This window comes from Chryseobacterium sp. NFX27, assembly GCF_049887855.1.
GTDB lineage: Bacteria > Bacteroidota > Bacteroidia > Flavobacteriales > Weeksellaceae > Chryseobacterium.
On record NZ_JAGEKK010000017.1, the window covers coordinates 70,237 to 83,892 of the forward strand.

General features: G+C 37.0%; 12 protein-coding genes. 9 read left to right on the top strand and 3 right to left on the bottom strand.

Features of this window, described 5'->3' with window-relative positions; genetic code table 11:
• Window positions 1-62: 62 nt before the first annotated feature.
• The 3 genes from J4Q03_RS17005 to J4Q03_RS17015 all read right to left on the bottom strand — a co-directional run bounded on the left by J4Q03_RS17005 (window position 63) and on the right by J4Q03_RS17015 (window position 3,305).
• The gene (locus J4Q03_RS17005; RefSeq protein WP_426049312.1) at window positions 63-1,148 is read right to left on the bottom strand and encodes a 2Fe-2S iron-sulfur cluster-binding protein; all 1,086 of its coding nucleotides are present in this window, start codon (window positions 1,146-1,148) and stop codon (window positions 63-65) included.
• Window positions 1,148-2,464: a phenylacetate--CoA ligase family protein gene (locus tag J4Q03_RS17010; RefSeq protein ID WP_426049313.1), complete on the bottom strand. Its 1,317-nt coding sequence runs from the start codon at window positions 2,462-2,464 to the stop codon at window positions 1,148-1,150. The genes J4Q03_RS17005 and J4Q03_RS17010 overlap by 1 nt, the downstream gene beginning before the upstream one ends.
• A gap of 265 nt (window positions 2,465-2,729) precedes the next feature.
• On the bottom strand, window positions 2,730-3,305 hold the full coding sequence (locus J4Q03_RS17015) for a TetR/AcrR family transcriptional regulator (protein WP_426049314.1): 576 nt from the start codon (window positions 3,303-3,305) through the stop codon (window positions 2,730-2,732).
• A 467-nt stretch (window positions 3,306-3,772) separates the two neighbouring features.
• Here J4Q03_RS17015 and clpB point away from each other — a divergent pair, with 467 nt between their 5' ends.
• From clpB to J4Q03_RS17060, 9 genes are all read left to right on the top strand, one after another.
• Window positions 3,773-6,367, top strand: coding sequence for an ATP-dependent chaperone ClpB (clpB, locus tag J4Q03_RS17020; protein ID WP_426049315.1), 2,595 nt, complete (start codon window positions 3,773-3,775; stop codon window positions 6,365-6,367).
• 148 nt (window positions 6,368-6,515) lie between these two features.
• Window positions 6,516-6,692: a hypothetical protein gene (locus J4Q03_RS17025; protein WP_426049316.1), complete on the top strand. Its 177-nt coding sequence runs from the start codon at window positions 6,516-6,518 to the stop codon at window positions 6,690-6,692.
• A gap of 441 nt (window positions 6,693-7,133) precedes the next feature.
• Entirely contained in the window at window positions 7,134-8,138 is a 1,005-nt protein-coding gene (locus tag J4Q03_RS17030; RefSeq protein WP_426049317.1) for a zinc metalloprotease, read from the top strand.
• 173 nt (window positions 8,139-8,311) lie between these two features.
• Complete coding sequence (locus tag J4Q03_RS17035) at window positions 8,312-8,851, top strand: hypothetical protein (protein WP_426049318.1); 540 nt, start codon at window positions 8,312-8,314, stop codon at window positions 8,849-8,851.
• A 30-nt stretch (window positions 8,852-8,881) separates the two neighbouring features.
• Window positions 8,882-9,532, top strand: a complete 651-nt coding sequence (locus tag J4Q03_RS17040; protein WP_426049319.1) for a hypothetical protein — start codon at window positions 8,882-8,884, stop codon at window positions 9,530-9,532.
• Complete coding sequence (locus J4Q03_RS17045) at window positions 9,511-10,296, top strand: sensor histidine kinase (RefSeq protein WP_426049320.1); 786 nt, start codon at window positions 9,511-9,513, stop codon at window positions 10,294-10,296. The genes J4Q03_RS17040 and J4Q03_RS17045 overlap by 22 nt, the downstream gene beginning before the upstream one ends.
• Complete coding sequence (locus tag J4Q03_RS17050; RefSeq protein WP_426049321.1) at window positions 10,293-10,934, top strand: response regulator; 642 nt, start codon at window positions 10,293-10,295, stop codon at window positions 10,932-10,934. Before J4Q03_RS17045 ends, J4Q03_RS17050 begins: the two co-directional genes overlap by 4 nt.
• Window positions 10,935-11,191: 257 nt before the next feature.
• Window positions 11,192-12,208 (top strand): zinc metalloprotease, encoded by a 1,017-nt coding sequence (locus tag J4Q03_RS17055; protein WP_426049322.1) that lies wholly within the window; start codon window positions 11,192-11,194, stop codon window positions 12,206-12,208.
• 440 nt (window positions 12,209-12,648) lie between these two features.
• Window positions 12,649-13,653, top strand: a complete 1,005-nt coding sequence (locus J4Q03_RS17060; protein ID WP_426049323.1) for a zinc metalloprotease — start codon at window positions 12,649-12,651, stop codon at window positions 13,651-13,653.
• The last annotated feature ends 3 nt before the right edge of the window (window positions 13,654-13,656 follow it).

The following is a 13,656-nucleotide window of genomic DNA, read 5'->3' on the forward strand; positions in this document are numbered from 1 at the left end:
GTATCAGTTTAACAATGTACCAATGATGTACACTGGTAAATTATCACATTGTTACATTATTTTTAGACATCATAATTAAGCATCACCACATTGGTTGTCGGGTGACATTGACACGTCAGAACATAGCCTCTGGCTACTTCATCTTCGGTAAGCGCGAAATTTTTCTCCATGAAAACTTCTCCTTCCAAAACCTGCGCCTTACACGTACAACAAACTCCCCCTTTGCATGCAAAAGGTACGGGAAGATTGTCTTTTAATGCTTTATCTAAGATACTCTCTTTTTTAGAATTAAGGTGGAACGAATATTCATCATCGTCAATGATCACCGTCACCATACTTTCCAAATTGGCAATAGCCTTGAATTCGTCACTCATTTCCTCCGAATTTTCTTCGTCAGGAGCCGTGAAATATTCGAATAAAACCTGAATAGCCGGTACTTTTTTATCTTTCTTCAAATAATCTGCAATCCCTTTGATCATTTCGGCGGGTCCGCAAATAAAATAAGTAGCTTCTTTTACATCAATCTCTGCATATCTTTCAAATAACTGCTCTAATTTTTCAGCAGAAATTCTTCCTTCAAATACCGGATCTTCATGCTTTTCGCGGCTTACGAGATAAATTACTTTCAGCCTTCCGTTGAAGTGCTCCACCAATTTATCAATCTCAGCTCTCTTCATCACATGGTTCATGCTTCTGTTGCTGTAGAAAAGATAAGCGCAGCTGTTCGGTTCCTGATAAAGGCTTTCCTTAAGATTTGATAAAACAGGGCTGATCCCGCTTCCCGCCGCCAAACCTACATAGGTTTTCACATTGGTAGGGTGATAAGAAGTATTGAAACCACCCATAGGAGGCATTACTTCCAGCAGCTCATCCATATGAAGATGTTCATTGAAATATCCTGAAACCTTTCCGCCTTCCAAAAGCTTTACCAGAACTTCCAGCGTATTGCTTTTTTCACTTGGAGCGTTGCAGATAGAATAAGAACGTCTTTCTTCATTCCCGTTGATCATCATACGGAAATTAAGATACTGCCCCTGCTTGAACCTGAATTTATCCTTCAGCTCCTCGGGAACTTCTACTGCTACGTTTACCGCATCAGGAGTATCTTTCTGAACCTTTACCGTTTTAAGTTTATAAAATGAATTCATTATTTTTTAAGTATTCTATTAATTTTTCCACCTTCACACTTTGGCAGGCTGTCCTGAGCATGAATTTTTACTTTTGTGGTAATCCCTACCCTCTTTTTTATTTCGTTTTCTATGTTTTTTCCAAAGCTGCCGACAAAATTAAAATAATCATCGGTATCAGCATCTATTTTTTGAAGTTTCACCAGTTCATCATCAATTTCTACATCAATATCCAGTGCTACACACATCTGTTCCTTTTCAACTGGTGTAAGATAATAATTAGGGACCACTCCCTTTACGTGTGAAAATGCTTCTTCAATCTGGCTTGGATATACATTAACTCCTCTTACGATGAGCATATCATCTGCTCTTCCTTTGATAGGTCTCATTTTCACCATGGTTCTTTTGGCGTTTTCATCATAATAAAGGCTGGTGATATCATTGGTCCAATAGCGTAAAAGCGGCATGGCTTTTTTAGTTAACGTGGTAATCACCAAGACTCCTTCTTCTCCGAACAGAACCGGCTGTTTTGTCACCGGATCTAAAATTTCAGGATAAAAATGATCTTCCCAGATATAAGATCCACCTTTTTCTTCAAAATCTTCCATGGATACTCCCGGGCCGATGATCTCGCTTAATCCGTAAATATTAGTTGCATGAAGTCCCAATCTTTCTTCAATATGGCTTCTGATAATTTCCGTCCATGGCTCAGAGCCTAATACGGCATACTTCAAACTGATCTGATCTGGAGTAATTCCTCTTTTAGTAAATTCATCAGCAATAGTCAATGCATAGGATGGTGAACAACAAATTACTTCCGGTTTAAAATCAACAATCAGATCAACCTGTCTGGCAGTCATTCCTCCCGAAATCGGAAGAACACTCATTCCTAATTTTTCTGCTCCGTAATGTAATCCCAGTCCGCCGGTAAAAATTCCGTACCCGTAAGCATTGTGCAACTGCATTCCCGGTCTTGCACCTGCTGCATATAATGATCTCGCTACTACTTCACTGAAAAGATCAACATCTTCTTTGGTGTATCCTACTACTGTAGGTTTTCCGGTAGTTCCGCTCGAACAGTGAATTCTCTGGAGTTCTTCTTTCGGAACGGTAAAAAGCCCGAACGGATAATGGTCTCTCAGGTCCTGTTTGTAAGTGATAGGAAGTTTCGTGATATCTTCAATGGTCCTTATATCCTGTGGAGATATTCCTGATTCATTAAATTTCCCTCTATAAAATTCTGATCTCTCTCCAAGGTAGCCGACCAAATCTGTCAACCGGTCAGACTGAAGCTGTCTCAACTGGTCGAGCTTTACATATTCAACTGAAAAATCCATATCCTACTAACTAACATTTGTTAGGTGTAAATTTAAAAAGAATTTCCATGCTGACCAAATTTTTATGATTTTTGTCATTTTTTGAATGATTTTAAATAAACGAATAATAATGGGATGAGCTATTTCATCCGTAAACAGTACAAATATTTAGGGTTACATTGAGAAGGATTCTCTATTGAAACATTAAGAGTTTTTAAGAAGTGAAGAATAATCAGGGAAATATCAAGAGATACTTTCACGCTTTTGTTTTTTGCTATAAAAATTATTATTTCTGATTTCCTAATAGCCCATACAAAAGCTTAGCTCTTATTTCATCGGTAATTTCAGAAGTAGATTCCGTATTTCTTTTGAACCAGAAATAGGAATTATTGAGGGTATGAAGAATAAATCTTGTTGTAAAAGTCGGTGATTTCAGTTCCCAGTTTTCTGCTTTGTAAATTTCAGTGATCAATTGTTCCACTTCATTCTGATAATTCTTCCGTAATTCTATAAATTCCGGAAGTCTTTCTTCAAGATGTCTCCATTCATTGGAATAGATATGGGTAACATCACGGTTTTGCAAAACGACAGACAGGTGTTTATCCAGAAATAAATTGAGTTTGTCTTTTGGAGCAATCTCGGTATTTTTTACTTCCTGAAGCTCATCAAAAAATTCCTGCGCTATCCCAAAGCAGATCCATTCCAAAATTTCCTCCTTTGAACGGATATGAGCATAAAGCGACGCCGCTTTGATATTAAGCCTTGTGGCAAGATCTCTAACTGAGCTACCCATATAGCCTTTCTCTTTGAAAAGCTCTACTGCTACGTCTAAAATTTTCCTTTGTTTTTCTTTAAGCTCCATCTGGTAAAATGCAAAAGTAATTATTCTGAGGTTAATATGTTAATTTAAAGCTATGAATTTAAATACAGAAGCGGGAGTTTTGTTTGACCACCCCGTCAAATCTTCGATTTGCCACCTCCAGCGGAGGGGAATTCCGGTTAAGTTGATATAAAGAAGCCGTTAAACATTAAAATTCTCTTTCTTTTAATTTTAAGTTTTTCCTTAATCTGACGGTTTTTCCATTATTTCAAAGACGACATGATGGAATCGGAAATTTTGTCAAGTTAATTTAACGTTAAAAATAGATAATTCGGAAATTTTGTCCATATTTTTTGTAAATTTAATAATTGAACGATTTTTGAGATAAATTCATCGATTAAATGATTAAATAACTTGATGGCATTAAGAAACCGGGCCTGAAAATTTGGTTTCTTGGTGTCTTTTTAAAACTGAACCAACAGCAAATTATTACCAAAAACATAAAAAATATGAACTTAAACCAATATACTGTAAAATCACAAGAAGCCATCCAGGCAGCACAGCAGACTGCTATGGAATTTGGCAATCAGAGTATTGAGCCACAACATATACTTGAAGGTATTTTTCAGGTAGATGAAAACATTTCACCTTTCCTGCTAAAAAAATCTGAAGCAGATGCTGCTTTGGTAAGAGAGCGCAACCGTGAGAATATTGAGAAGCTTCCAAAAGTTCAGGGAGGAAATATTTATCTTTCGCAATCAGCCAACAAAGTATTGCTGGATGCCCCGAATATTGCTAAAAAAATGGGTGACGAATATGTAACCATCGAACATCTATGGTTATCATTACTGGAAACCAGCTCTGAAGTATCCAAGATGCTTAAGGATATGGGAGTCACCAAAAGCCTTCTGGAAGGTGCCATTAAAGAATTAAGAAAAGGAAGCAAGGCTACTTCTGCCAGTTCAGAAGAGACTTATCAATCCTTAAATAAATATGCTAAAAACTTTAACGAATTAGCAGCGGAAGGAAAACTGGACCCTGTAATCGGTCGTGATGAAGAGATCAGAAGAGTATTACAGATCCTTTCCAGAAGAACAAAAAACAACCCAATCCTCATCGGGGAGCCGGGTGTAGGTAAAACAGCCATTGCTGAAGGTATTGCCCACCGTATTATTTCGGGAGATATTCCTGAAAACCTGATGGACAAAACACTGTACTCTTTAGATATGGGTGCACTAATTGCCGGAGCTAAATATAAAGGTGAGTTTGAAGAGCGTTTGAAATCTGTTGTGAATGAAGTGATCAAGTCTGAAGGGCAGATCATTCTTTTCATCGACGAAATCCACACTCTGGTAGGTGCAGGAGGCGGTGAAGGCGCAATGGATGCAGCCAATATCCTGAAACCTGCTTTGGCAAGAGGAGAATTAAGAGCAATCGGTGCCACCACTCTGAATGAATACCAAAAGTATTTTGAGAAAGATAAGGCATTGGAAAGACGTTTCCAGAAAGTAATGGTAGAAGAACCGGATACGGAATCTGCAATTTCTATCCTTCGTGGGATTAAAGATAAATATGAAGCCCACCACAAAGTAAGAATCAAGGATGAAGCAATTATTGCTGCGGTGGAAATGTCTCAGAGGTACATTTCAGACCGCTTTTTACCGGATAAAGCAATTGACCTTATCGACGAAGCTTCGGCTAAACTGAGAATGGAAATTAACTCTAAACCTGAAGAACTGGATGTTTTAGACAGAAAACTAATGCAGCTGGAAATTGAACTTGCTGCTATTTCGAGAGAAGGCAACCAGACAAAAATAGACCATTTGAAAGAAGATATTTCAAAAATTTCCGAGGAAAGGAATGAGATCAATGCCAAGTGGCTGAAAGAAAAACAAAAATCTGAGGATTTAACGCAGATTAAAAAAGATATTGAATCCCTGAAACTGGAAGCAGAAAAAGCTTCAAGAGCCGGAGATTATGCAAAAGTAGCAGAAATCCAGTACGGGAAAATAAAGGAAAAGGAAGATGCTTTGCAGAAACTCGAATTAGAGATGCAAAACCATCAGAATGAACTCATTAAGGAGGAAGTTACTTCTGAAAACATTTCTGAAGTGATTGCAAAATGGACAGGAATCCCTGTTACCAAACTGCTTCAGTCTGAAAGAGAAAAGCTCCTGAGTCTTGAAACTGAACTTCACCATCGTGTGGTAGGACAGGATGAGGCTATCGGGGCAGTGGCAGATGCCATCAGAAGAAACAGAGCCGGATTAAGTGATGATAAAAAGCCAATCGGATCTTTCTTATTCTTAGGAACAACCGGTGTCGGTAAAACTGAGCTGGCCAAAGCCCTTGCAGAATATTTATTTGATGATGAGAATAATATGACGCGAATCGATATGAGTGAATACCAGGAAAGACACAGTGTTTCCAGACTGGTAGGAGCTCCTCCAGGATATGTGGGTTATGATGAAGGCGGACAGCTGACGGAAGCAGTCAGAAGAAGACCGTATTCTGTGGTTCTTCTGGATGAAATTGAAAAAGCACATCCTGATGTTTTCAACACGCTGCTTCAGGTATTGGATGACGGACGTCTGACGGATAATAAAGGACGTGTGGTGAATTTTAAGAATTCCATCATTATTATGACCTCCAATTTAGGTTCGCATTTGATTCAGGAGAATTTTGAAAATATCACTGAGGAGAATCAGGACGAGATCGTAGACAAGACAAAGGATGAAGTTTTTGATCTTCTGAAACAAACCTTACGTCCGGAATTCCTGAATCGAATAGATGAAGTGGTGCTGTTCCAGCCTTTAAATAAAAAAGAAATCGGAAAAATTGTTCAGTATCAGCTGAGAGGCTATAATGATATGCTTGCCAAGCGAAATATCATCATGACCGCTACTCAGGATGCCTTGGATTATCTGATGAATAAAGGATATGATCCTTCTTTCGGAGCCAGACCTCTGAAAAGGGTGATCCAGCAGGAAGTATTAAACAAATTATCAAGAGAGATTCTTGCCGGAAAAGTAAATGACGGTGACAGAATCACTTTAGATTATTTTGAAGAAACGGGCCTGGTGTTCAGGCCGGCAGATCTGTAAAGTAGTTTTTTTCATATATATTATTTTTGTAAGTAAGTGGTGCAGCCCAATCTGTATCACTTATTTTTTTATTGCTTTTTATCAAAGCTATGTGAAATATCAGTATATTTATAATTCAAAATAAATTACTAACTAAAACAAAATCACTATGAAAAAGCTAAAAAGAGATTCATTAAAAACTATTCTAGGGGGAAAAATTGACTGCAGCTGCAATATATTAACTTACCCTGACGGTTCCACCAGTGGAACGTGCGCTACAGAAAGATGTTCACAGATCAACATCAATTGCGGACAGGCTGAATGCAGACCCAGTCTTATTGACTAATCTTTAAAATTATCGTATGAAAAAGTTAAAAAGAAATGATTTAAAGAGGATCAGTGGTGGCTTATCGGCTTCAATCACAGAGTGCGACATCGATATGAACTGCCATGTAGGGCTTTGTTGTTCAACAGGATATATCTGCAGAGACCCCAAAAGGTATCCCTGCATGTAGATTTTAGTTATAAGCCGGAGTTAAATTTCCGGCTTTTTTTTGCTTTTATCATACTTATTATTTTTCGAGTAATCTGAAAGATATAGTCTATCAATTTACCATATTAATGAAATGATTAAAATATTTCACGTAAATAAAAAAATCAACGAATAATATAAACAAGTATAAAAATATCAAATAAACAGTAAAAAGTGTTAAAATGATAAATAATAATCACTGAATGCATATTTTTTATACATTTGTAGCACATTTGAACTACAAAAGATAATTTTATGAAAAAAACAGTATTAGGAGTATTGATTACTCTTTTTGTTTCATGTGCCAATGAAACAGAAAATCTCAACACTGAAAACGCAAACGCAAACACTGACCAACCAACAATGGCAGCTAAAGGGGCGATTTGCGGTTCTGATGTTGTGAGACAAAAATTTCTTTCAGAAAACCCTGACGCAGCCCAGCGTATGTTTAAGATTGAAAACAGTACGGCTGAGTTTATTGAACAAAAAAAGATGGGTAAGGTTCTCGCCGACGGAAGTGTTGAAATTCCTGTAATCTTTAATGTACTTTACACGAATGCAGGCAATAATATATCCGATGCAAGAATTAATTCACAGATTGAAGTACTGAACAAAGCTTTCGCATCAACACACGCTAATGTTTCCAATATTCCGGCAGAATTTCAGACACTGAACGCCGGAGATACAAAAATCAAATTCAGACTGGCACAGATCAACAGAAAGTCTACCACCAAATCCAGATGGGCTCCTGATGATAAAATGAAAAAATTAACAACCGGAGGGGTTGACGCTACTGATCCTGCAAAATATTTAAATATCTGGGTAGTAGATTACATGCCTTACCAATCCGGATATGTATTAGGATATGCCACTTTCCCTGAATCTGCAGGACTTTGGAATGACGGGGTAGTAATGATGGATGAATATGTAGGTGAAGGCGGTCCGATTGCCACTCACAATAAAGGAAGAGTAACGGTACACGAAGTTGGCCATTACCTGAACCTGAGACACATATGGGGTGATGCCAATTGCGGAAATGACTTTGCAGATGACACGCCACAACAGATCACTCTTCACAGAGGAGTTCCTTCTTATCCTAAAATGGAAACATGCGGCGGGGTATCCCGATCTGTAATGTTCATGAATTATATGGACTATTCTGATGAAACGACTTTATTTATGTTTACAAAAAATCAGAACGACAGAATGCAGGCCTCTGTTTCAGCTAACGGACCAAGAGCCGGACTGAGAATATTATAGAACACAATCATTATAAATATAAAGCCTCCAACTGATTTGGGGGCTTTATTATTTACAGCTTATACACAATCCGTAAAAACACGGAAAATAAACAGGAAAAAACACATCCGTTTACCTCGAAATTTTTACGAGATTTGCACTACTAACTAACATTCTTTTATAAAACTAACGTTATGAAAACAAAAACTACTTCGGAGGCCGGAGCAAGCGAGACTGTTTCAGGTGCAAACACCATTCCTTCAGAGCTTGTTCGGCAGTTAATAGGCAACTACAGAAACAATCAGATGCAGGCTGTCAATAAAGAATTGGGGATTACTGACTCTCATGCCATATGGTTTGACCTTCCTAAACTGAAAAAGTTTATAGCATGTGTAGAAAATGAAGCAGCAAAAGCAAATCCCGATGTTTCTGAAGAGGATTTAGGCATCAGGTTCTATTACGCCGCCTATCCAAAAGCTAAAGACTGGGCCATTATGGAAAGCCATCCTGTAGAAAAAGAATATGCAGAAAGGCATACTTTAGTCATGATCCCGACCTTGAAAAAAGCAGATGAAACCGGAGAAATGCTTCACTATGATTTCTGTCCGCCAAATTCAGGATCAATCTTGGCTATGGCCTCAAAAAATGGAAAGTCGGGTGATCCTGAAACTCTTGCAGAAAACCATGGAACACTATCTCCACCGCAGAATACAAAAGTTGAACAGTTCCCTTAATTCACTATTTTTTTATATCCCACAATAAACATGACTGATTTTCAGAATATACTCCAGGGGTCTCTAATCTGGGTAGAAGGACTTGCCGCCGTAATATCCATTATTTACTATAATCGTGGTAATACAGACAGATATTGGAAATATTTCTCTTTTTATCTTATTCTTATGTTTTTGTGTGAAGTAATAGGTAAATGGGGACATATGTTTATAGAGTACAGCAAGCCGAAGTTCTTTAATTACTTCGTAATTCCTATTGAGTTTCTTTTTTTTTACTGGCTCTACGCCGCCAAATCATTGGAAAGACCAAAGCTTTTTTATACCCTATCACTACTCTATTTACTTTCATTTTTACCAAGTGAGATATTCTTTACTTCAAAAAAAATAATTTTCTCTTTCAACTATACATTCGGATGTCTCATGCTAATGATATTGGTAATCATGGAATACTATAAACAAATCAACTCTTCTGAAATTTTAAATTTCAGTAAGAACAAAATGTTTTATATCAATCTTGGAGTTACACTGTTCTATATTGGAACTCTGCCGTTCTGGACTTTTTTCAGTCTTCTGGCCAAGTATAAAGAATTGTGGGATATGTATTTTAATTATTTTCTGATATCCGGAATTACAATGTACCTTTTATTTTCAATTTCATTCATATGGGGAAAACGGAGCTCTTAATAACGATCATTCTATTCAACATCTTCTTTGTGTTGTTTGTAGCTGCCGTAATGGTATACATCAGAAAATACAAGCAGCGCAAAAGAGAATATATGAATGAAATTGAAATAAAAAACGAAATCCATAAACGGGAGATTTTGGCTACGCAGCTTGAAATACAGCAGGCAACCATGCAGCAGATAGGACGTGAGCTTCATGATAATATCGGTCAGAAACTGACACTGGTAAGCCTTTATACTCAGCAGCTTCTTTACGAAAACAGGGTTCCTGAAGTAAGCGAAAGAATCGACCAGATTTCACAGATCATCAACCAGTCCCTGCAGGACCTCAGAAGCCTTTCTAAAACACTGACAGATGACAATATAAACCAGAAGGAAATCGTAACTTTAATCCAGGAAGAGGTAGACAATACCAATACTTTCAAAAGATGCCATGTGAGTTTTGAACATAACTTTAAGCAGCTTGATCTTGGATTTGTTCACAAAAATGTACTTCTCAGAATCATACAGGAATTTATTCAGAACAGCATTAAACATGCAAACTGTAAAAATATTTTTATTAAGCTGAATACTTCCGAGGAGATTCTTTGGGAGCTTAATCTCAGAGATGACGGTATTGGATTTGACAGCACAGAGATAACATCCAATGGCATTGGTCTTACCAATATGAAAAACAGAGCCGCAATCATAGGGGCAGATTTCAGTCTTGAAAGTCAGAAAAATACCGGAACTACACTCAATATTATTTTAAAAAAACAGCCATGAAAAAAACAATAGTAATTGTTGACGATCATATACTAATCGCCAAAGCACTGGAAGGGATTATTGATAATTTTAATGAATTTGAAGTAATCTACGTTTGCGAGAATGGCAAAGACCTGATCCAAAAGTTTGAAGACAACGGTAAAATTCCGGACATCATCCTTCTGGATATCAGCATGCCGATTATGGACGGCTTCGAAACTGCTGCCTGGCTTACTCAAAACCATCCGGAGATCAAAGTAATGGCACTGAGCATGCAGGGTGATGACAACAGTGTTATCAAAATGATTAAAAACGGCGCAAAAGGATATTTACTAAAAAACACACATCCTAAAGATCTGGAAACCGCATTAACGAAATTAAATTCTGACGGCTTTTTCTATCCGGAATGGGCTTCAAAGATTATATTTTCCAATCTGAATAAAGATAAGGAAACAGAAAGTACCGTAAGAATTTCGGACCGGGAAAGAGAATTCCTGAAATACACGGTTACCGAGCTGAGCTATAAGGAAATTGCAGACAGAATGTGCTGCAGTCCGAGAACAGTAGAAAGCTACCGCGACCAGTTATGTGACAAATTAGATCTGAAAACCCGGGTTGGACTGGCTGTTTTTGCCATTAAAAATGGTTTTGCAGGTTAATCAAAAAAAGAAACAAAAATTAAAAATATAAATCATTTTAAATAATTCAATAAATATTTTTAATTATTATAATTCACAATGAAAAAGAATTAAACATAAATTACAAAACTGATTAAAATTCAATTAAAACAACCAAAAACCACATAATATGCAATAACCACCGGTGTTTAATAATAATTATTCAAATAAGTGTGAATATTTTTGTGTATTAATTTTTTATAATATAAATTTGGATCGCAAACCATTTACAATATATTATGAAAAAACTATTATTAGGAGCCCTTGTCCTGGGCTTCATGTCAGCTTGTAACAGTGATAATATGTCCAATCAGGAGGATATATCTCAGGATCCGGGAAATCTTTCAGGCGCTATGGCATCAAAAAGAACCTGTCCTTCTGACATCATCAGGGAAAAGGCACTTAAAAGCGATCCGGCACTAAGAGCCAGATTTGAAGCTAATGAACTGCAGTCTGATAAATTTTCTAGAGATCTTACAATGGGCAAGGTACTTGCAGACGGCACGGTAGAAATTCCGGTTGTTTTCAATGTAATCTATAACACTTCTACCCAAAATATTTCTGATGCAAGAATTGCTGAGCAAATCGCAGTTCTGAATGCAGATTACGGCGCTACCAATTCTGATGTTAATCAAATACCGTCAGCATTCCAGCCTTCTGCAGCCGGCGATGTAAAAATCCGTTTCAGACTGGTAACCACCAACCGTAAGCAAAGTACAAAAACAGGCTGGAGATCCGATCTTGAAGAAATGAAAAAATCGACTACCGGAGGTATTAACGCAACTGATCCAACTAAAAACATGAATATCTGGGTGGTTAATTCTATCCTTGATGAGAACAGCCAACCCGGAACACTGGGATATGCTTATTATCCTGAGTCTGCGGGGCTATGGTATGACGGTCTTGTAATAGGCTATCAGTTTATTGGGAAAACAGGCGCTTCTGCTCCGTTCAATTTAGGCAGAACAGTTACGCATGAAGTAGGCCATTATTTAAATCTGCCTCACCTTTGGGGATCATCCAACACAGGCTGTCAGACAGATTATTCCAGTGACACTCCTACTTCTCCAGGACCTAACTACGGAACACCATCATATCCTTTAAACAGAATCTGCGGAGGTGTAAGCCGTTCTCAGATGTTCATGAATTATATGGATTATGTAGATGATAAAGCAATGTTTATGTTCTCGGCGAATCAAAAAACAAGAATGCAGGCAGTAGTGGCTGCAGCCGGTCCAAGAGCCGGATTGAGATAATTTACATCTAATAAACTTAAATAGAATAGTCTGGATTACATGTTAATTCAGGCTATTTATTTTTATGATAAGCCGTATTGTTTTACGACTTGTTATATAAAATCAGATTTAGGAATATCAGAATGAAAAAATGTTTTTTTCAAAAAAAATATTTTACCGATTAAAACCAACTATTTTATTTTATTAATAGCATAATAATAAATACAATAATCTACTTAAAATCTACAAAAATTAAAATTACGTTATACTTAAAAAAAAATAATCCAATTAATTTATAACATTCAAAATTAACAATAAATCAACATTCATTTAAATAACATATGAAATGCATAATAATTCAAGCCAAATGTTAACACATTTTTAATAAAATATTAAAAATGTGTTGCACAATAATTTCAAATAATATAAATTCACCAACAGAAATTATAGAAAATAAGCTTATGAAAAAATTATTATTTGGAGCAGTTGTATTAAGCTTCATGTCTGCTTGTAACAGCGACAATATGTCGAACCAAAATGAAAACCCGGCAAATGAAGAGATCACTTCAGCTGATCTATCCAAAAGGGGTTGTGCATCCGAAGAAGTAAGACAGGAGGCATTAAAAAACAATGCTCAACTTAGACAAAATTTTGTAACACTAGAAGCGAATACAGAAAAATTCGCTAATGAATTAAAGCTTGGAAAAGTTCTCGCAGATGGTACTGTAGAAATTCCGGTTGTCGTGAATGTATTATATAAAACTACTGCAGAAAATGTATCTGATGCAAAAATCGCAGAACAAATTGCAGTACTGAATGCTGACTTCACAGGAACAAATGCTGATGCCAGTAAAATCCCTGCTGAATTCCAGACTGTAAGTGCCGGTGATACAAAAGTAAAATTCAGATTGGTCAATACCATAAGAAAAGCTACAAGCAAAACAAGCTGGGCAACCAATGATGACATGAAAAAAGCATCCAAAGGAGGAATTGATGCTACAAGCCCGGCAAATTACTTAAACATCTGGGTTGTAGGTAAAATGACAAGTCAGGGAAGAACTATTCTTGGGTACGCTACGTTCCCTGAATCTGCAGGATTATGGAATGACGGTGTAGCTATTGCCGCTCCATACTTTGGAAAAACCGGAGCAGCTTCACCTTTTAACTTAGGAAGAACTGCAACACACGAAGTGGGACACTATTTAAATCTTAGACACATCTGGGGAGATGCGAGCTGTGGTAATGACCAGGTTACAGATACTCCTACACAGACTACTGCTAATTATGGAAAACCAACTTATCCATTATACAACACATGTAGCGGAGTTCAAAGATCTGTAATGTTTATGAACTATATGGATTATGTAGATGATGCTGCCATGTTTATGTTCTCAGCAGGACAAAAAACAAGAGTTCAGTCGGTAATCGCTTCTACAGGAGCAAGATCAGGATTAAGACTTTATTAAAAT

What these genes read in the sequence shown, in the direction of transcription:
- J4Q03_RS17010 (WP_426049313.1), bottom strand. Translation starts at nt 2,464, where the DNA reads ATGGATTTTTCAGTTGAATATGTAAAGCTCGACCAGTTGAGACAGCTT.
- J4Q03_RS17005 (WP_426049312.1), bottom strand. Translation starts at nt 1,148, where the DNA reads ATGAATTCATTTTATAAACTTAAAACGGTAAAGGTTCAGAAAGATACT.
- J4Q03_RS17035 (WP_426049318.1), top strand. Translation starts at nt 8,312, where the DNA reads ATGAAAACAAAAACTACTTCGGAGGCCGGAGCAAGCGAGACTGTTTCA.
- J4Q03_RS17040 (WP_426049319.1), top strand. Translation starts at nt 8,882, where the DNA reads ATGACTGATTTTCAGAATATACTCCAGGGGTCTCTAATCTGGGTAGAA.
- J4Q03_RS17055 (WP_426049322.1), top strand. Translation starts at nt 11,192, where the DNA reads ATGAAAAAACTATTATTAGGAGCCCTTGTCCTGGGCTTCATGTCAGCT.
- J4Q03_RS17060 (WP_426049323.1), top strand. Translation starts at nt 12,649, where the DNA reads ATGAAAAAATTATTATTTGGAGCAGTTGTATTAAGCTTCATGTCTGCT.
- J4Q03_RS17025 (WP_426049316.1), top strand. Translation starts at nt 6,516, where the DNA reads ATGAAAAAGCTAAAAAGAGATTCATTAAAAACTATTCTAGGGGGAAAA.
- J4Q03_RS17030 (WP_426049317.1), top strand. Translation starts at nt 7,134, where the DNA reads ATGAAAAAAACAGTATTAGGAGTATTGATTACTCTTTTTGTTTCATGT.
- clpB (WP_426049315.1), top strand. Translation starts at nt 3,773, where the DNA reads ATGAACTTAAACCAATATACTGTAAAATCACAAGAAGCCATCCAGGCA.
- J4Q03_RS17015 (WP_426049314.1), bottom strand. Translation starts at nt 3,305, where the DNA reads ATGGAGCTTAAAGAAAAACAAAGGAAAATTTTAGACGTAGCAGTAGAG.
- J4Q03_RS17045 (WP_426049320.1), top strand. Translation starts at nt 9,511, where the DNA reads ATGGGGAAAACGGAGCTCTTAATAACGATCATTCTATTCAACATCTTC.
- J4Q03_RS17050 (WP_426049321.1), top strand. Translation starts at nt 10,293, where the DNA reads ATGAAAAAAACAATAGTAATTGTTGACGATCATATACTAATCGCCAAA.